Raw genomic sequence first — 19,338 nt, forward strand, 5'->3', positions numbered from 1 at the left:
TGCATGGGATCTAATGGAACATATTTTAATTTTTCTCCAAGACCTAATTGATATTGCCCATCGGCATTGGTTGCGGCGAAGACGGGGCTTGCCATTAAGGAAGCTCCCGCTGCGGCGGTGGTGATGCCGATGATGTGGCTTAAGGCTTGGCGTCGATTAAGGCTCATGGTATTTCCCCTATAAAATGATGTTATTTATCAGATGGTCACAGCACATCGATGGACTAGAGTTTAGGAGGGGAGGCAATAAATAATGTGATTTGTGCTTGAGGATATCAGTCCGATTCACTGGCGGTATGGCCGCGGTGTTTAATCTATTTTTACGGGGCTAAGTTAGCGCATCAATTGCCAATTCAGCGCAGAATAAGATCCACTTCACTCTATTTGTAGTATTTATGTAAATTTTGAAGGATTTACTCACTATTTTAGAGGGGGTGAATGGCATTTGTTTTTGTGATCAACGGTCAATTTTTGTGAGTTGCTGGCGTGACGAGGGGGCTACGAAGGACATGATTTACTGCTATCGGTTAACAGGATCACAGTAATGATTAACAACCTTGCATAAACTTAACGTAGATTTTTTATGGGGTTGGAGCGTGGTTATGCAATTAGGAGGCTGTTGGTTTGATAGGGAGCGCGGTTTGCTTATCGAACAGTCTCAACATGACGCTTGGCACCTACCTAGGGCCGAGTTGCAGGTATTGAGCTTATTGGTGGCAAATCAGGGGAAACTTGTTTCTAAGCATGATCTTAAAACAGGAACGGGCCAGCATCCACCCCTGACGGATACCTCTGTGGCGCGGGCGGTATTTATGATCCGCTCATTTTTGGGTCCCCAATATGAAAGTCTTATAGAGACCGTTAAAGGGCAGGGGTATTTATTGCATGGGGGGGAGGCAAAAACGGTCAAGGGCCTTGGCCGGCGTTTACCCTCATGGCCGCGGTGTACTGTCGTAGGGCTGTTTGTTCTGATGGTGGGTTTATCGACTTTTTATTGGCGCCATATTGACCACAGTGCGCCGACCGCACCTTTACTCACAACCGAACTGCCGTTGGCGTCGGGGCAGCATATGCGCTTATCTTTATATTCCAATTCTAACACTAACAATACCTTACTCTTTGAGCTCGCGGAGCGCTTTACCCAAGGGGTGCTGGCCTGTAAGCGCAGTGATTGGAGCGAGGCGTACGCCTCTTTATCCCATGATAGACAAGTGCTGAATATTACTCTGCGCGGTGAGCGTTCAGGGCAATCGGTGATCCGTAATCTGAAGATCAGTGATTATAGGCAGCCAAAGACTTTTATCGAACCGTTGTGGTTACAGGAGGTTGGGATCTGTGGCTAAGTGGTTAACATGGACTATCAATCTGGTGATCTTATCGGCGCTTATCGTCGCTTGCGGGGCGCTCTATCTGCAGTCTGCCTCTAAAAAAGCGGTGATTCTCAGTTGCAGCTCTGAGCTCTTTGATAGGCAAGCGCAGGCTGAGGATGGGCGGTATCATTTGTTGGTGGATGTGTTGTTTTCGGCGGGCAATGCTCAAATTAACTATCGCTATTTTAATTTAGATGGCAGCAGCGCGGGAATGATCCTCATGCAAGGGGCTGTGCAGAGTATGGCCCCGAATAGCATGACCTATAATGTCTCGGTCAAGACTAAAACGGAGTCCGATCAGGTAGAGAAAAAGCATTGGCCAGAACATATGAAGTATCTGTCTTATATTAGTAGCTTACATTTTAGCGAATCTGGCAGACACAATCTAAGCCTTGAAATATTAGAAAGTGATGCGAGTAAGGACTATGCTGTGGTGCTGTTTCAGCCGAGTAATACCGTTTGTGGATGCCGCGTCGTCAATAGCCGGATTTAGCCCTCGCCTTTGCGGTGTTAGCAATTTAGGTGAGCGTTTATCCCTAGGTTAATTTGGAATGAACCCGCTTTGGGTAATAGGTATTTGTGTCTAAGATCCGTATCAAGCAAGAAGAATCGCTGTCGATTAAATTTAGCCACCAAATGGAGCAGGGGGACCAGCGTCAGCTTGATCTTTATTTCTTTTTACCTAAGGAAATGGGCATCGGCTCTCATACCCTAGATGAAGAGGAATACTACTACAGTTCGATTGTCGGTAGACGCTCCTATTACTCCGAAGGGCTGCACTTACCTTTAGTGCAAAGTCGTTTTGCCAGTTTAAATCGGCGAACGGTGGAGGAGTTTAGGTTGTACTTAAACCTGTTTGCCTATCAGTTTGCCGTCGCGGTTGAAAACGATGTCAAAGAGTTAAGGCAAATAAACGATGTAGCCCATTTTTACATGGCCCTTGATGAGTTGGCTGAGCAAATCGGCCAATTGTTGAAAAAATTTCGCCGCAATGAACCGGGCGATCCTAAGTGGAAATCCTATTTTGCGAATGCGGATAACTACCTCTCGTGGTTTTGTGAGCAGCAATTACTCAAGGTGCTCGCCTATGGGCCGCGCAGCAGTGATTTTACCGATATCCAAGAACGTGTGCTTAGCCTATGCCGTAATGAATGCGCCTACCGGGACGCGAATCACTACAACTCCGCCCAGACTATCCAAGATCCGAATCGGATTTCAAATAAGATGCTGCTCTTGCGGCGTTTAATCCAGCAGGGGGTGGTACTTAAAGAAGAGTTAAAGCCTTTGGGTATCGGTCTTAAAAAATTCACTACCGGTTTAGCCACCGCGCTGGTTATGTTGGTGGTGTCGGCTCTTATCATTGAGGCTCAGGGGGTCTTTAGCGGATTTACCATCGCATTGGTGCTGACGTTGGCGGTGATTTACGGTTTCCGGGAAATTTTTAAGGATGATGTGCGTAATGCCATGTGGCGCTATATTCAGCGCGGTCGTCCCCGTTGGAGCCGGATCCTACGGGATACCACGAGTCAGGCTGTGATCGCTAAGCAGCTAATTTGGCTTGAGTTTATGCGTCAGCAGGATTTGCCCGCGGCGGTGAGTGAAATTCTCCAGCATCGCCATAGCCAAAATAAGATCGATACTGAAATCCTTCATTATAAGATTGCGACCCGGGTGAGCCAGGGGGAGTTTCAAGCGGGATATTCGACCATTCAAGAGCAAGTCAGCTTTAGTTTTGTGCCCTTTGCTCGTTATTTAGAGCGCGGTAAGGCAAAGATTTTTAAGGAATCTGACGGTAAAGTTAGCCACGAGTCTGTGGAGCGGCGCTATCAGGTGAATTTAATCTTAGTGCTGCGTGATGGCCGCGAACCGGCGCAATATAGCCGCTATAAAATCACCATGAACCGTTCCACCATTATTGAAATCACGCAACGTCAGCTACCCGAGAGCCTCAATTTCCCTCAGATTGATGACGAGTAAAGGCTTGGGCGATATTTTGCTCGTTATTTTGCTTGGCCCGTTTCAGGGCGATTTCTGCGTTACTGAGGTATTGCTCTAAGGTTTGGCCTGCTTGGTAACTGGCAATGCCCATATTAATGCCTTCACCTAGGCCATTGCTATTGAGTTTCTCTAGGGTGTTTAGCGCAAAATGGTGGGCTTGAGTCGCATTGGTATCGGGTAACATCACGATGATCTTACCTAATTGCCAGTGCAAAATTTGGTAATGGGTTGGGATCTCAAGCAGTAACTGCACCTCGACTTCTTGCTGGCGGGTTTCTAGCTGCGCGATATCACTCATATGGCTCAAGATCCCTTCGGGATTGATGTCTATCAATAACAGGCTCGATTGTTCCCGGCTTTGAGGCGCTAAGGAGGTAAAGTGGCGCTCTAGAGCGGTCAAATTCAATAAAATGGTGCTGCGATGCGGGACATAATGGTGTGGCTCTGGCCCACGTAACCGATCGGCTGCCTGCTCGAGGGTGCAGATAATGTAGTCGATGTCGCCATCATTGCCCAAATGCCCTTTGAGGGTTGCCTGCAGGCAATGGGAGTGGGGTTGATTGGCGGAGCAGAGTATTTGGCCTTGCCATTGGCCTTGCATACTGATTTGCGCGGTGATCCTCGGCCACTGATTGCCTAAATCATTGGCCAGTAAGGCGGCCAAGTTATGGTTGAGATCGCCATTGAGCTGCATCAGTTGATCAAATACCGGATTAATTTTAAGCAATTTACCACTGGCGTCGGTTAGGGCGGTGGCCACGCTATTATCACACAGCAACTCGTTGAGTAAGGCGTGTTTTTTGCAGTTCACCAGTTCGCTAATGTCTTCAAGGGTGACCAATAACTGCGCTAAGCCCTTGCCTTCCCGTGGGGCTTGGCGAACTTGGACTTTTAGCGTCGGCCCATCAGGATTTTCTAACGTGATTTCAGCGGTCCATTGGCCGGATAGCTCGATTTGTTCCAGCATTTGCTCGTAGGTGGCATCGTCTAAACACAACGTGCGTTGCAAACTTCGATCGGTCAATTCATCAAGAGGGATTAAGGTCGCCTCCGCTGCCTTGGGATTGGCGCTAATAATGCGCGCGTGTTCATTGGCGAGAATAAAGCCTATATCGCTGTTAAATAAACAATTAGCCACGTCAATACTGTATTTTCGTGAGCGTTCCTGTATCCGATACATGTGGTTTAACACGAGGACCGCGCTTGCCAGCAGGCTGAGTAGAATGGCGGTAATAATGACGATAGTTTGCCACTGCGAAAAACGCGCCGCGATATCGGCATTGCTGATGTAGGACACCAAAAAGTATTCGCGTTTAAGTTCCACTTGGCTCGTTAACTCTACCTTCAGATACACAAAGGTGGCTTTATCGCCATGAAATTGCCCAAAATTATTCATGGACATTTCTCGCCACAGAGCAGGATAGCTTTGCTGCAGGCTCGCGCCTAAGGTTTCAGGCAGATTGGTTAAGGGCGACGGTTCGTTTACCCCCGCATAGAGTAAGCCTTGGGTATCTAACACCAATAACGGGGATTTGTTACTGGAAAAGGCGGGCTTGATGCTCTCGAGCATTTGCACCATGGAATTATAGGTCAGCAAGTAGCCCATTGAGCTGAGATCCGGCTTTTCTAACCAGCTCATTTGATAAAAATACGGTTCGAGTTTGCCGTCGAGGGGAACAAATTTTACAGGCGAGGTATACACCTCGTTGCTGGCTAGATTGGCGTTGCTAGCCAGATCTGTAAGGGATAAGGCTTCTTTGTTGATGTTAGGCTGGGTAGAAAATCGATAATTACCTTGAGGATCAAACAGGGCGATGCTCAGTAGCTCAGGAATATGCTGCACCAACTCTTGCCAGCTTTCGAGCAACTTTTTTTGCTGTGCAGCATTTGGATTACGCAAATAGTCTTGCAACCGTTCATCTTTGGCAAAAAGCTGGGTGCGAAATTCTTGAAAGGCGACCTTATCGGCCAGCAAAATACCTATGGTCTGCAACTCGCTATAGCGCTGGGTGGCCCATTCTTCCTGCAGGCGTCGCTCGCCGAGGGTAATGATCAGATTTGTGAATATAAATATTCCAATCAATAACATGGATAACTGGCTTGCAATGGCCAGAAGACGCTGATGGGACCAATGTGGCCCTTGGGTCATGGAAAATAGCGAAGCCAAGGGATGGATGCTCAGGTTGTTATTCAGCATGGACCGATTATGCATAGGTGACTTGTTAATTTGGCTATGGTAACACGAAAGAAATGTTACGGCAGTGACAAGTTATTGAGATGGCTATGACAAGTTATAGAGAGAGCAATGCGTTGCCCAAGGTTAACGGTCATATGATTGGCTGCGATGCACCTTGTGGTGAATGTCACTGTATAGCGTAGTAAGTGTCACTCTGTATCCTGCGCTAAGCGCGGCAGCTTACATTGCCGCGCACCTTAGCATTCCAATTCGGCTCACGCTGAACTCAAACGAAGCACTAAAACGAAGCACTCAAACGCAGTGCTAAAACGCAGTGCTAAAACGCAGTATTAAAACGCCGCACTAACAAGCCACGTCACCGGTGTTTATCCTAGTTTGCCTAATACCCGATGTTTAAATTCACAGCCGTATGCCAGCACTTGCTCACGGCAGCGTGCAATATCGACGCCTTCAAGCCCTTCAATGGCCGAGACTTGGACCTGTTGAATATACTGGGGCGCTTGCGCAATAAAATCATGCAACGCCGCGTAGGAGTGCGCGAGTTTCGGTCGGCAATGGTGATTATAGGCCGTCTCATTATCGGCATTGAGGGAGATAGACAGGCTATCCACCCAGGGGGCGAGCTCAGGTAAGATATTGCGGCGGTGGAACAAGTTACCTAAACCGTCGGTATTGACGCGCACACGCCCGCCTCGTTGTTTGATCTCTTTGGCGACCGCAATGAGGGTTGGGAGGTTCAGGGTAGGCTCGCCATAACCACAGAAGACGTATTCCTCAAAATCGGCCACATTGCCAAGTAGCGGAATGATTTCTTCCGGTTTAGGTTGATGGCTCAGTGCCAATTGGTATTGATGGAGCTGTTTGCTGCCGTTGTGTTTGGGGCAAAATGCACAGCGCAGGCTGCAGCGTCCAGTAATGTTAAGGTAGCGGCTCTGGCGGATATCGTAGACGAGTGTGTCGCAGACGCTGGGCGTCGCTGTCGCGGTTTGGCTCGTTGGCGTTTGCGTGCAGCGCTCCCCTTCGGTGGCGATGGCGTTAGGCTTGGCCTCATGGACGAAGGCGTGGGAGTTGGGCATGATCTCGATTCGGTAGCGTGGGATGATATCTAGGCCTCAGTGTAGCGAAAGCCTTCAAGGATAACTGCCACTTAGATCGCAACTTTGATTTGGCTAGCATGCCAGTCAGTGTAAAACCCACTGGCATGCTGCGGCCGAATTAATAATCCCGCGAGCGGCTTGGATCAAACTCCAACGCTTGGTGGGACGGCGTTATGACGGGATTTGCCTTTGAGTGGCTTGGGCGCCACCACCAAAGGTAACAGCGCCGTCCTAACTGTTTGATATCATCGAGGACAATATACAAGAGTGGCACCAAAATGAGCGTCACGACGGTCGAGAACAGGATGCCAAAGGCCAGCGAGGTCGCCATTGGGATCACTATTTGCGCTTGTAAGCTGCGCTCAAGGATGATGGGGGCCAAGCCGACAAAGGTTGTCAGTGACGTCAAAATGATCGCCCTAAAGCGGTAGCAGCCCGCATCCATTGCCGCTTGTTTTATCGATTGTCCCTGCTCCCGCGCTCGGTTTACAAAATCGACTAAAATCAAGGAGTCATTCACCACTACCCCCGCCAGTGCGACAATCCCGCAGAGGCTTAATACGCTCAGGGATAGCCCTTGGATTAAGTGGCCAAATATCGCGCCGATAATTCCAAAGGGGATGACCGACATGATGATTAATGGCTGGCTGTAGGATTTGAGTGGCACGGCCATCAGCGCATAAATGGTAAATAACGCAAAGAAAAATCCTTGCATTAACCCCACCATGGCACTTTGTTCATCTAAGCTGCTGCCGTCGAGCGCGGTTTGGATATTGGGGTACTTAGCCTGTAATTGAGGCAAATACTCCTCTTGGATCTCCGTTGTCACCTTAGAAGGTTCAACGAGATTTTTATTGGCGTTGGCGCTGATGGTAATGGCTCGTCTGCCATCAACCCGGGTAATTGACGCAAAGGACTCGCCCTTTTCAATTTCGGCAACGGTGGAGAAGGGCACCGAGGTGCCTTGGGGCGTGCGGATCAGCATGTTTTCAAGGTGACCGACAGTGCGCCGTTGAGCCAATGGATAGCGCACCATCACCTTCACTTCTTCTTTGTTACGCAAAATTCGTTGGGCTTCAAAACCGTAGAAACCATAGCGCACCTGACGCGCGAGATCCGACAATGTCAGCCCCAGCGCTTCGGCTTCGGGGCGGATTTTGAGGCGGATTTCGCTGCTACCCGATGAGAAATTGTCGGCGATGTCATATACGCCTTCATAGGTTGCCAGTTTTTGTTTGAGCTCCTTAGATGCGGCCGCTAATTCCTCTAGCGAGTTGGAGGTTAACCTAAAGGAAATATCACCACCGCCGCCCATATTCCGGCTGCCGTTAAAATCGAGTTTTTTAACCGATAACAGCTCGGGTAAATGTTCGCGCCAAGCGGCGGCAATGGCATCGGCATCCACTTCTCTATCTTCGGCTTTTATCAACTCGGCAAAAATAAAGGCTGAGGTGCGTGAGTCCATATTGATATAACTGTGTTTGACCACATCATAGCCATATTGCTTGGCCATGCTGGCGTTCATTTGGTACAGGGAGTCTTCAATATTTTGTATGACTTTTAAAGTGTTAGCCTCTGAGCTGCCCTCATCCATCTCGAGCTGTACTTGAATAAAATCCGAGGGAATATTGGGGAAGAATACCCAGCGCACTTTACCGCTGAGCACTAGGCCTGCCGACAGGATCAGCACGCCAATAAATACGGCCATCACGTTGTAGCGCTGACGGATACAGCGCTCAAGGAAGTTGCGGTAACTATGGTGGATAAAGTGTTGTACGCCATCATTAAATTTGCATTTAAAGCGTGCCCAGATCCCCGTTGATTCACGCGGCTTGTGGAATGTGATTTTTGCTAAATGCGCCGGCAAAATAAATTTCGATTCGATTAATGAAAAGGCCAGACACAAGATCACGATTAAACCGATGGATTTCCAAATCACGCCCATAGGGCCAGACATCAGCAACATAGGAATAAAGGCCGCGATGGTGGTGAGTACCCCAAAGGTTGCTGGCATAGCGACCTTTTGGGCACCGCGGATCACATTGTCGATAGACTGACCGTGGCGCTCGACTTCGGTGTAGGCGCTTTCCCCTATCACAATCGCATCGTCGACCAAGATCCCGAGGACCAAAATAAAGGCAAATAAGGTCATCATATTGATGGACATCGAGAAAGGCTCGAAGGGCATCAGCAGCAGAGTGCCAAGGAAGCACACGGGGATGCCCATCATGACCCAGAAGGCCAGTTTTAGATCCAGGAATAAGGCCAGGATGACAAACACCAACAGGGCGCCATAAAACATGTTAGATAACATCATGTTCAGCCGACCTTCGAGGTAGTGAGTCATGTCGCCCCAAGTATCAAGCTTAGCGTTCGGGGGTAAGCTTTCGCGGCGATCGGCGACATATTGTTTGACTTGCTTAGCAATTTCTAATGCATTTTGATCATTGACGCTGGAGATCTCGATAATTGCCGCAGGTTTACCATTAAAGCGGGTATATTCGAGGCGCTCTTCAAAATCATCGTTTATCGTCGCAACCTGAGGCAGCATCACGCGGCTGCCATCTGCGCGGGTGGTGACCACAATATTGGCAAAGTCATCGCCGGTATAGGCTTGGCCTTTGGTACGCAGGAGAATGTCGCCATCTTCGGCGCGGATAGACCCCCCGGGTAAATCAATGGAGGAGTTTTGGACGGCGCTGGCTACTTGCTCAAAGGTGAGGCCATATTCGCGTAATTTATCTTCCGAGACTTCGATACCGATTTCATAGTCCCTCACGCCAGTGACCTTGGCGCGGGAGACCGCCGGCAGTTGGGTTAAATCTTCACGTACATTTTTGGCAAGCTCCTTCATATCCTGCAAGCTCATATCGCCGTATACCGATACCCACAGCACGAAGTTTTCGGGTTCAACCTTATAAATATCCGGTTTTTCAATATTCACCGGAAAAGTGGAAATGGCATCTAAGCGTAATTTGGCCTCATCCAATACGGTTTGGACATCGTAGTCGTCTTCAACTTCGATGGAGATGGTGCCCACGCCCTCACTGGCTACCGAGGTGACTTTTTTGATGCCATTAATATCTTGGATGGCTTCTTCAATTTTAATGTTGATGCCTTCTTCAATCTCCTGAGGGGCGGCGCCGGGATAGGCAACGGAGATGGTAAGTAATTTGAGCTCAAAGGCCGGATATACCTCTTTATTAATCAATACCGCACTGAAAAGCCCGCCGATTAAGAGGCTCCACATCAACAGGTTGGCGGCCACACTGTTACGGGCAAACCAAGCTAAAATCCCTTTTTGGGTTTCCATTATTGGGCTCCTCTGGCAGTCAGGCTCGGCTCGGGGAGAGTCTCCTTAGGTTGCTCTGTGGGTAATGCCGCTTCACCTAAGACTTTGACTAGCTGGCCATTGGCCATGTTATTGGTGTGGGTGATCGCCACTCGCTCGCCAGTCTGTAAACTGTCTTTGATAAATACATGCTCAAGATCGCTGCGCACGACATTCACATGGCGCATTTCCACCATATTTTTATCATTGATTAACGCCACTTGCTCATTACGCACGACATGGCGCGGCAGTTTGACGATGCCATTCACGGTGCGGCCTTTTATCACGGCATTGACAAAACTGCCGTACTTTAATGGCAGGCTACCCGCGGTTTTGTGGGCTCTTAAGTAGGGGTCTTTGATTTCAGCGACTAAATAAACCATGCGATTATCGGCATCAATCACGCCTTCACTGCGGATAATCGTGCCGACCCAAGTGTTTTGTTTGCCGGCGAGGGAGGCGGTTAAGGTGACCTCAGTGTCGGGATTATCGACGGACTCCAGGTAGGCGAGATCGTCATTGGTTAAGGGTAAACGGATTTCAGCAATGCGGGTATCGTACAATTCACCGAGGTTAGCGCCTTTACTCACGTATTGGCCTAAGTCGACATTTCTTGCTTTGATGATGCCGTCAAAGGGGGCGCGTATCACGGTACGCTCTAGGTTGCGTTGGGCGCGGGCGAGTGCCGCTTGGGCATATTTGACATTCGCCTGTTCTTTTTTGAGTTGTGGAATACGCAGACCCAGCTCAGGGGGCAGCCCCTTGTCATAGCCTTTAAATTCAATTTTGGCGACTTCACCCCGGGCGAGCTCTTCATTTAATGCCGCCGTGGCTTGAGCAAGCGTTGCTTCGGCTTGCATCAAATCCGCTTCGTAATCAGAGGGTTCAATTTGGGCGAGCTGATCGCCCTTTTTGACGATGCCACCAGCGACAAATTGCGCAGAAATGCTCAGCATTCGCCCTTGGACTTCGGTCACCAGTTGCGTTTTATTCTGTGGGATCACGACGCCATAGGAGGGTAAGTTGAGAGAGACGGTTTGCTGCTCTACTTTAATCACATCCACGATGGGCAGAGGCATTGCCTCGGCTTTTTGCTCAGGGGCTTCCTTGGTGGTCATTAATAAGGCGGCTCCAGCCGTAAATAACAGCAAAATCAGCAATGGAGATAATCTTCGTAGTAAGGTTTTCATCATGTTATGGCTACATCCATGCAAAATCACGTAATGGGGTTAAAGTACCAGAGTCGGTCCTGCCAATAAATTTATTTTTGTAAATAAAATGTGTATGGAACTGTTTTTACAAGCAACAGCTAAGCAATTACGGCATTTTAGGTACATAAGATCACTTAAAAAACGGCTGTTGTAGCGCAAAGTGAACGGGAAAGGGCGGATTTGGGCTGAGTTGAGTGGATCGGATCTGAACTGAGGGCTGACCGGTTTAGGCGGCATTGATTGGGTCTGTGGGGAATAATCGCTTAGCGGGAGTCACTTGTGTCGTTAAGCTGTCATTTGCGCTTACACGAGTCTAGATGAGCGGGGCGCTGAGTCAGTGGCGTGACCTTTAAGATTAATGCGTTAAAAAAGGTTAACGCGCTAAAAAAACAAGCCGCAGTTGCGGCTTGGGTTTGGGCGTTAATAGAGTGCTACTTCTTTTTTCTCGCAATTTTTTGGGCTTTTTTGGCCGCTTCTTTTTTGCTGGTTTTTTTGGCCGCTTCCTTGGCTTTTACCTTGGCTTTTTTCTTGGTGGGGGTCCGCGCTTCTTTATGTTTTGGACGCAGCTCCTCAATGACTCGGCGTTTTAGCGGCTGCTCAATATAGCGCTCAATTTTGCCGACAATCCGCATATCATGGGCTTCTGCCAGCGAAATTGCAGTACCTTTCGCGCCAGCGCGGCCAGTGCGGCCAATGCGATGGATATAGGTATCGGCCGAGCGCGGCATATCAAAGTTAATCACGTGGCTGATGTCATCGATATCGATACCGCGGGCGGCGACATCGGTGGCGAGCAGCACATTGACTTCGCCCTTAGTAAAGCGGCTTAAGGCTTGGAAGCGTTTCTTTTGCTCCATATCGCCGCGCATAAAGGCGCAGGCTATCCCGGCTTTGAGCAATTGTCCTTCGAGGCTAGAGACGATATCGCGTGTCTTAACAAAGACAATGGCGCGCTTAACGTCTTCCTGACGCAGCAAATGGCACAGTAGGGCAAATTTATGCTCTTTGTCGTCGGCTAAATGGATCCATTGATGGATTTTTGCTTTTTCGCTGCGCGGGGCATCTACATCAATTTCGATAGGGTCATTAAGCACTTCACGGGCAAAACGATGCACGCCGCCACCTTCTAAGGTGGCAGAAAACAACATGTTTTGTTTACGGCCTTGGGCTTCGATGGCGATAGCTTGCACGACCGACGAAAAGCCCATATCAAGCATGCGATCGGCTTCATCGATGATGAGTACATCGACTTCTTCGGCGCTAAATTTGCCTTTATCTAAGTATTCCATCAAGCGCCCTGGGGTCGCGACCAGAATATCAATGTTGCCAGCTAAGGCTTCTTCCTGAGGTCCATAGGGCACGCCGCCGGTAATAATGGCGATATCGAGCCCTTGGTTTGTGGCTAAATGGCAGGCATAGCGGTGGATTTGGCTGGCTAATTCCCGGGTTGGCGTGAGGATTAAGATCCGCGCTTGGCCGGAGAATCGACGGGGAAAGTCGATTAAATGTTGCAATGCTGGCAGTAAAAAACTGGCGGTTTTACCCGTACCGGTCGGGGCGCGCGCCAAAATATCCCGTTGCTCGAGCGCATAAGGGATGGTTTCTTGCTGGATGGTCGTGGGCGAATGATGCCCCATGGCTTTAAGTGACTCTAATAAGCTAGGGTCAAGCTGGAAATCTTCAAATTGCATGCGCAGCGTCTCGACGGATAATAGCCGAGCATTATAAAGGTTATGGCGGTTAACTTAAATAACTTAATCTCATCCAGACCCGCTCTCTCAACCACTGCAGGCGCATTTTTACATTTTAAGATAAAAAGCGTGGGTTAATTGCACCATTGCTGGAGTGTATTGCCCCTGTTTGTCGCGTACGGTGAGTTGACTGACCTTAGGGGGGAGATCCGCAGGGACGGCGCTATCGGGTGATTGGCTCAGCAAATACAGCACCCGATTGGCGGCCTTCCCCTCAACGCTGTGGATATCAACCCTTTCAAGTAGATTAAGCCCAGCGGCGCGGATTAAAGGATTAAAACGCGCAAGGCTTTGCACCGGCAGGATCAGACTGGTGCGCCCGTTTGCGGTTAAGCAGCGCGCCACTGCCGCAAGTAACTCGGTAAAACTTAAATGCGCCGTATGCCGGGCGATAGCCCTATGAGTCGCCTCGGCTTGGGGGCCATGTTCGAAATAGGGCGGGTTACAGATAATGTGATCAAAATACTGCTGCCATTGAGGGGCTTGGCTAAATTCCTGAATACGGGTTTGTTGTAACTCTAACCTTGAGGCCCAAGGGCTGTGGTTGATATTGTGCTGGCAGGCGACTGCGGCGCGAGGTTCGAGTTCAACGCAGGTGATAGCAGCCTGACTGCGCTGGGCCGCCATCAAGCTCAGTAAGCCACTGCCCGCGCCGATATCAAGGATACGCTTAGCCTCGGTGAGCGGCGCCCAAGCACCTAAGATGACGGCGTCGGTACTGACGGGCATGCCGCAGCCCAGATCGTCAATATGAAATTGTTTGAAGGTAAATGCCATGGGTAATGGGTATTTTGGGCTTAGGGAGTTCCAATGTTAGCCCGCCATTTTACGGCCTTATGGCGGTGTTTGGCTAACGCTTTCACCCATCTTTATCTTGATGAATATGTATTGTATGGGGCATGGCGGATGTCAGCGGCATGCGTTTGGCTCTAGCGTCAATTTTGGCTACAACACGGTTTTGTTTACAACTCTGCTAACGACGCGTTAGCAGCTACTTAGCATCTCAACGTCTTTTTATGCATTTTAAGTCAATATGCTTGTATTGTTTCTTTAGTTTTGTTATTAGTTCCGACCCCCATTTTTAATCAATTTTATGATGAATGGTGCGGCAATGGGGTTTTTGACAGGCTTGAGGGACGACAGTGGACTTTTTTTGCCATTATCGTACATAAACTCGCCAGCTATCGAGCATATTTACCTCTAAAGAGTGTAAACATAGATTTGCACTGCGGATGGCAGAGTGTTAGCAATAGCTAAACGATAAATAATCACTTAAGTTTGTAACAAACAATAAGACAAGATGGGGCATCCTGTGCAAAACAATCAAATGAGTTTTGGTGATACATTAGGCTTAGGTTTTATGACCTTTGCATTTTTTTTGGGGGCGGGTAACTTAATATTTCCGCCATTTGCGGGGATGCTTGCAGGGGAAAATATGCCCCTTGCGATGGTAGGATTTTTGATTACGGCCGTGGGTTTACCTTTAGTTGGATTGATTGCCGTGGCGAAGGCTCAAGGTAAGGTCATGGCGATGCTGCCTGTCTTTGCGGCAACGGCCTTGGCCGTGGCTATTTATGTCATTATTGGCCCTGCCTTTGCTGCGCCGCGTACCGGTTTAGTGGCCTATGAAATTGGTGCAAAACCGTTTATCGACAATACCACGGCGACGTTTTTACTGGCGGGTGTCGAGTTTAATTTGTCGCAGCTGCTTTATACCTTAGGCTTCTTTATTGTGACCATGTTATTGGCCTTGTTTCCGGGTAAATTGCTCGACAGCGTCGGTAAAGTGTTAACGCCGATTTTACTGTTATTGTTGATTGGACTGGCGGTATCGGTGTTGTTTTTACCTGCATCGGAGGCGGGCGTACCCGTAGGGGATTATCAGCACCATCCGCTGACCAAAGGGATTTTGGAAGGTTACAACACGATGGATACTCTGGCGTCCCTAATGTTTGGGATGTTGATTATTGATATTCTTCGTAAAAAAGGTATCGAGCAACCTAGCGCCCAGACCAAGTATTTGATCAGAGCGGCCCTGATTGCCGCCGCAGGTCTTGCCTTTGTGTATGTGTCATTGTTCTTTTTAGGGGCAACGGCGGGCGATATTGCCAAGGGCGCCAAAAATGGTGGCGAGATTTTAACTAATTATGTTACCCACGAGTTTGGCCAGTTAGGGGTCGTGTTACTCTCAGGTGTCGTGACCTTAGCCTGTTTGACGACGGCGGTGGGGCTGATTAGCGCTTGCGCTGAGTTTTTTAATGAGCTGCTGCCTAAATTGTCTTATCGGTTTTTGGTGATTTTGTTAAGTGCACTGTGCGCACTCATCGCCAACGTTGGCTTAACTCAGTTAATTGCCATCAGTATTCCAGTGTTGATGACGGTTTACCCTGTCGCGATTGCGCTGGTTGCGGTCACGTTCTTAACCGATTATTTTGCACATCCGCAATTTGCCCATCGCGCGGCCTTGTCGGTTGCGCTCTTGCTGGGCATTTTTGATGGTATTAAGGTTGCCGCAGGCAGCTTAACCGATACCAGTGGCAATGGGATTAATGCCCTCGCGCAAGGCTTGATTGATCTTGTCAGTGCGATGTCGCCTCTATTATCAATGCTGCCTTTGTATGAAGAGGGCATGGCGTGGTTAATTCCGACTCTCGTGGTTATCCTGTTGTGTTTAATCTTTGGCCGAGGCAAAGCGGTCACGGCGGCTTAACGCCAAGTTCGGCGCACGGGGTAAGCGGATCGGCTTACCCTTTGCTATTCCCTTTGCTATTGTTGAGCCAGTACTATCGTCGAGCCTACGCTATCCCTGAGAGCGTGCTGCGGAGGCTGTTGAGAGCGTGCTGCCGAGAGCGTGCCACCGAGAGAGTGCAGCAGAGGTGATACCAGAGTGATGGAGCGAGAGTGTCTATAATGTCTCGAAGCGATCCGCTGATCGATGCCTTCCTTGATGATCTTTGGTCAACCAAAGGCTTAAGCGATAATACGCTCAGCGCCTATCGCAGTGATTTATGTCATTTTGAGCACTATCTGCGCCAGCAAGGGCTCACCTTGCTGGCGGTCTCCCAGACTGAGGTGCGCGGCTATCTCGCCTTTAGGTTAGAGCAGGACTTTGCCCGTAGCAGCAGCGCAAGGCTGATGAGTAGCTTAAGGCGCTTTTACGCCTATTTGCTGCACAAGCAGCAGATAGCGACGGACCCGATGGCCCTTATCGAATCCCCCCAATTAAGTCGGCAGTTGCCCGACTCCTTAAGTGAATCCCAAGTGAGCCGTTTATTGGCCGAGCCCGATGTTGATGATCCGCTGGAGCGGCGCGATAAAGCGATGCTGGAATTGTTATACGCCACGGGCCTTAGGGTCAGCGAGCTGGTGGGCTTGACCATGGAGCAGCTGAGTTTACGTCAAGGCTTAGTGCGGATTGTGGGTAAAGGTGGCAAGGAGCGCTTAGTGCCATTAGGCGAACTGGCGGTTGCTGAAGTCGAGGCCTATTTAACCGAGGCTCGCCAAATATTGCTTGGCTACAAGCAGTCTGATGTGCTGTTTCCCTCGCGGCGCGGGCAGATGATGACACGGCAAACCTTTTGGCATCGGATTAAACGCTATGCGCTGCGGGCGGGAATTGAAACTGAGCTTTCGCCCCATACGCTGCGCCATGCGTTTGCGACTCATTTGCTCAATCACGGCGCCGATCTGCGGGTGGTGCAGTTACTTTTAGGTCACAGTGATTTATCAACTACGCAAATTTATACTCACGTAGCGCGCGCAAGATTGCAGGCATTACATGAGCAATATCACCCTAGAGCCTAAAAGTTGCCTATCCACAGCGGAGGCATTTGCATTTTTTGCAGCTTGTCTGTAACTTTTGGCCATTAACGCGGGTCTATTGTCATACAGTATTTGAAGGCCCACCCTTAATCTCCTTTAGTGAGACCCCATTTATAGGATTTACCGATGAAGTTGACCCGTGCACTATCCCTTGTTGTTTCGCTTGTTTTAACGCCTTTGCTTGGCACGGCGATGGCTGCGCCTTCGCCAGCGGACACTGAGGTGATTAAGCAAAAAATGAGTGACATGTTAGATGTCGAAGTCATTTCGCTGCAGGATTCGATCATTGACGGTTTTTATGAGGCCATCACCAATCGTGGCGTGCTGTATATTAGCCGTGACGGTTCAAAAATGTTCCATGGCAATTTGTATGATCTTGATAAAGGTATGAAAAATCTTACAGATGCCGCCTTAGCCGGACCGCGTTTAGCGATGCTTAAACCGCTTGAAAAGAATATGCTGGTCTATAAAGCCAAGAACGAAAAGCACGTGGTGACGGTCTTTACCGATGTCAGTTGCGGGTATTGCCGTAAACTCCATAACGAGATTGCCGAATACAATAAATTGGGCATTACCATCCGTTATCTTGCCTTCCCGCGCGCGGGCGTACCTTCGGCGAATGCCGATGAAATGCAATCGATTTGGTGTGCGAAGGATAATCTTAACGCCATGACGCAAGCGGCAAACGGTAAGTCAGTTGCTAAGGCGAGCTGTGATGCCAAAATTGCTGAACAGTATGAATTAGGGATGAGCTTTGGTGTGAATGGCACCCCAGCCATGGTCTTACAAGATGGTAATATGATCCCAGGCTATCAACCGCCAGCAGATTTACTGCGCACCTTAGAGTCGCGTCAGTAAACGTGAGCGACTGACATTGGTGTCATTAAAGGTGAGCTTAAGGCTCACCTTTTTGTTATCTTAGCCGACATGATTGCGTGTTTGCGCCGAGTGTTTGAACTCATCGCTTGAGCTTATGGTTTGAGCTCATGCTTTGAGTGAAGAGCCTAAGTTTGTGCGTGAGCCGAGTGCCTTATTCCTTAAATTGGCGCCGTATAAGTGCCGATGATTGCTTGAGAGTTTACGCCCCTTGATCCATAAGATAGTCCGCCGTCCCAGCGTTGATGATAGTCACTTACCCGCTCACCTTGCTCCGCTGTTAAGGCAGCTTTATGCGAGGCGCGGGGCCATGCCCCATGAATGTGAGCTCAGCCTAAAAGGCCTATTGCGGCCAGATACCATGAAAGGCCTGACCGAGGCCGCGGCACTTATCGCCGATGCCATGCAGGCCAATAAGTCGATGTTGATTGTCGGTGATTTTGATGCCGATGGTGCCACCTCCACTAGCGTGTGTATGTTGGCGCTGCGGATGATGGGGGCGACACTTGTGGATTATCTCATCCCCAATCGCTTTGATTACGGCTATGGCCTCAGCCCCGAAATTGTTGCCGTCGCCGCGAGTAAGCAAGCAGAGCTCTTAATCACCGTAGATAACGGCATCTCATCCATTGATGGAGTCGCGGCGGCGAAAGCTTTTGGCATGCAAGTGGTGATCACTGACCATCATTTACCCGGCCATGAATTGCCCAAGGCCGATGCCATCGTCAATCCCAATCAGCCTGGGTGCCCTTTTGCGAGTAAATCGATTGCCGGCGTGGGGGTGGCTTTTTATCTGATGACGGCGCTGCGCGCTGAGCTACGCGATCGTCACTGGTATCAAGCTCGCGGGATTGCCGAGCCTAATCTCGGCACTTTGTTGGATATAGTCGCCCTTGGCACGGTTGCCGATGTGGTCGCCCTTGATGCCAATAATCGTATCTTAGTTGAGGCGGGCTTGCAGCGGGTGCGCAGTGGGCGTTGCCGCGTTGGCATTACTGCCTTGTTGGAAGTCGCGAAACGCAATCCTGCTCGGATTGTTGCCTCTGACTTTGGTTTTGCCGTGGGGCCCCGGCTCAATGCGGCTGGTCGGCTGGATGAAATGGCCCTCGGGGTCGAAACCTTGCTGTGTGACGACATCATGCAAGCGCGGCGGATGGCGGCAGAGCTCGATGGGTTAAACCAAGAGCGACGTGAGCTTGAGGTGGGCATGCAGCAAGAGGCACTTAAAAGCCTTGACTATCTCAAGCTCAATGAAGAACAGCTTCCTTGGGGGATTGCCCTCTTTCAAGAGGATTGGCATCAGGGCGTTATCGGTATTCTGGCCTCGCGAATTAAAGATAAATACCACAGACCTGTAATCGCCTTTGCTGACGCGGGCAATGGCGAAATTAAAGGCTCGGCGCGCTCCATCAAAGGTTTGCATATGCGCGATCTGCTTGAGCTGATTAATGCCCGCTATCCCGGACTGATTATTAAATTTGGTGGCCATGCGATGGCGGCGGGTTTATCGCTCAAGGCTGGCAGTTTTGCAACCTTTGCCAAGGCCTATGATGATGCGGTGCGTGAACTGCTAAAGCCTGAGCAGCTTACGGGCGAGCTTTGGTCCGATGGCGAGTTAACCCCAACCGAGTTAACGCTTGAAATTGCCCAACTGCTGCGTAATGCCGGGCCTTGGGGTCAGTCCTT

General features: G+C 49.6%; 14 protein-coding genes. 7 read left to right on the top strand and 7 right to left on the bottom strand.

The annotated features are described in order from the left end of the window. Positions 1–167, bottom strand: a 167-nt coding sequence (locus ACRCZA_RS11685) for a twin-arginine translocation signal domain-containing protein (protein WP_438674617.1), incomplete at its 3' end; no start/stop codon positions are given. A 434-nt stretch (positions 168–601) separates the two neighbouring features. Between ACRCZA_RS11685 and ACRCZA_RS11690 the strand changes: the two genes are divergently transcribed. The 3 genes from ACRCZA_RS11690 (at position 602) to ACRCZA_RS11700 (ending at position 3,346) form a co-directional block, all read left to right on the top strand. Continuing rightward, positions 602–1,342 (top strand): winged helix-turn-helix domain-containing protein, encoded by a 741-nt coding sequence (locus ACRCZA_RS11690; RefSeq protein ID WP_438674605.1) that lies wholly within the window; start codon positions 602–604, stop codon positions 1,340–1,342. Then, on the top strand, positions 1,335–1,862 hold the full coding sequence (locus ACRCZA_RS11695) for a hypothetical protein (protein ID WP_438674606.1): 528 nt from the start codon (positions 1,335–1,337) through the stop codon (positions 1,860–1,862). Before ACRCZA_RS11690 ends, ACRCZA_RS11695 begins: the two co-directional genes overlap by 8 nt. Before the next feature lie 86 nt (positions 1,863–1,948). Further along, complete coding sequence (locus ACRCZA_RS11700; protein WP_438674607.1) at positions 1,949–3,346, top strand: hypothetical protein; 1,398 nt, start codon at positions 1,949–1,951, stop codon at positions 3,344–3,346. Here the strand turns inward: ACRCZA_RS11700 and ACRCZA_RS11705 are convergent. The 6 genes from ACRCZA_RS11705 to ACRCZA_RS11730 all read right to left on the bottom strand — a co-directional run bounded on the left by ACRCZA_RS11705 (position 3,318) and on the right by ACRCZA_RS11730 (position 13,731). After that, a complete protein-coding gene (locus tag ACRCZA_RS11705) occupies positions 3,318–5,564 on the bottom strand; it encodes a PAS domain-containing protein (RefSeq protein ID WP_438674608.1) in 2,247 nt (748 codons plus the stop codon). The two genes, ACRCZA_RS11700 and ACRCZA_RS11705, sit on opposite strands and share 29 nt — an antisense overlap. A gap of 365 nt (positions 5,565–5,929) precedes the next feature. Next, positions 5,930–6,640 carry a TatD family nuclease-associated radical SAM protein gene (locus ACRCZA_RS11710; protein WP_438674609.1) on the bottom strand — a complete coding sequence of 237 codons (711 nt, stop codon included), beginning with the start codon at positions 6,638–6,640 and terminating at the stop codon, positions 5,930–5,932. 139 nt (positions 6,641–6,779) lie between these two features. Next, positions 6,780–9,974, bottom strand: coding sequence for an efflux RND transporter permease subunit (locus ACRCZA_RS11715; RefSeq protein WP_438674610.1), 3,195 nt, complete (start codon positions 9,972–9,974; stop codon positions 6,780–6,782). Continuing rightward, entirely contained in the window at positions 9,974–11,185 is a 1,212-nt protein-coding gene (locus tag ACRCZA_RS11720) for an efflux RND transporter periplasmic adaptor subunit (RefSeq protein ID WP_438674611.1), read from the bottom strand. Before ACRCZA_RS11720 ends, ACRCZA_RS11715 begins: the two co-directional genes overlap by 1 nt. Positions 11,186–11,634: 449 nt before the next feature. Next, positions 11,635–12,894 carry an ATP-dependent RNA helicase SrmB gene (gene srmB / locus ACRCZA_RS11725; RefSeq protein ID WP_438674612.1) on the bottom strand — a complete coding sequence of 420 codons (1,260 nt, stop codon included), beginning with the start codon at positions 12,892–12,894 and terminating at the stop codon, positions 11,635–11,637. A 108-nt stretch (positions 12,895–13,002) separates the two neighbouring features. Next, positions 13,003–13,731: a tRNA1(Val) (adenine(37)-N6)-methyltransferase gene (locus ACRCZA_RS11730; protein WP_438674613.1), complete on the bottom strand. Its 729-nt coding sequence runs from the start codon at positions 13,729–13,731 to the stop codon at positions 13,003–13,005. Between the two features lie 523 nt (positions 13,732–14,254). Here ACRCZA_RS11730 and brnQ point away from each other — a divergent pair. From brnQ to recJ, 4 genes are all read left to right on the top strand, one after another. Further along, positions 14,255–15,664 (top strand): branched-chain amino acid transport system II carrier protein, encoded by a 1,410-nt coding sequence (gene brnQ / locus ACRCZA_RS11735; RefSeq protein WP_438674614.1) that lies wholly within the window; start codon positions 14,255–14,257, stop codon positions 15,662–15,664. Between the two features lie 200 nt (positions 15,665–15,864). Then, positions 15,865–16,758, top strand: coding sequence for a site-specific tyrosine recombinase XerD (xerD, locus tag ACRCZA_RS11740; protein ID WP_438674618.1), 894 nt, complete (start codon positions 15,865–15,867; stop codon positions 16,756–16,758). A 144-nt stretch (positions 16,759–16,902) separates the two neighbouring features. Then, positions 16,903–17,634 carry a bifunctional protein-disulfide isomerase/oxidoreductase DsbC gene (gene dsbC / locus ACRCZA_RS11745; RefSeq protein WP_438674615.1) on the top strand — a complete coding sequence of 244 codons (732 nt, stop codon included), beginning with the start codon at positions 16,903–16,905 and terminating at the stop codon, positions 17,632–17,634. Between the two features lie 229 nt (positions 17,635–17,863). Continuing rightward, a partial coding sequence (recJ, locus tag ACRCZA_RS11750) for a single-stranded-DNA-specific exonuclease RecJ (protein WP_438674616.1) occupies positions 17,864–19,338 on the top strand: 1,475 nt, incomplete at its 3' end.

It is taken from the genome of Shewanella sp. (assembly GCF_051658185.1).
GTDB lineage: Bacteria > Pseudomonadota > Gammaproteobacteria > Enterobacterales > Shewanellaceae > Shewanella.

Coding starts and splice junctions, on each gene's coding strand:
- ACRCZA_RS11690 (WP_438674605.1), top strand. CDS start 602: ATGCAATTAGGAGGCTGTTGGTTTGATAGGGAGCGCGGTTTGCTTATC.
- ACRCZA_RS11705 (WP_438674608.1), bottom strand. CDS start 5,564: ATGCTGAATAACAACCTGAGCATCCATCCCTTGGCTTCGCTATTTTCC.
- ACRCZA_RS11710 (WP_438674609.1), bottom strand. CDS start 6,640: ATGCCCAACTCCCACGCCTTCGTCCATGAGGCCAAGCCTAACGCCATC.
- ACRCZA_RS11715 (WP_438674610.1), bottom strand. CDS start 9,974: ATGGAAACCCAAAAAGGGATTTTAGCTTGGTTTGCCCGTAACAGTGTG.
- ACRCZA_RS11720 (WP_438674611.1), bottom strand. CDS start 11,185: ATGATGAAAACCTTACTACGAAGATTATCTCCATTGCTGATTTTGCTG.
- srmB (WP_438674612.1), bottom strand. CDS start 12,894: ATGCAATTTGAAGATTTCCAGCTTGACCCTAGCTTATTAGAGTCACTT.
- ACRCZA_RS11730 (WP_438674613.1), bottom strand. CDS start 13,731: ATGGCATTTACCTTCAAACAATTTCATATTGACGATCTGGGCTGCGGC.
- brnQ (WP_438674614.1), top strand. CDS start 14,255: ATGGGGCATCCTGTGCAAAACAATCAAATGAGTTTTGGTGATACATTA.
- xerD (WP_438674618.1), top strand. CDS start 15,865: ATGTCTCGAAGCGATCCGCTGATCGATGCCTTCCTTGATGATCTTTGG.
- dsbC (WP_438674615.1), top strand. CDS start 16,903: ATGAAGTTGACCCGTGCACTATCCCTTGTTGTTTCGCTTGTTTTAACG.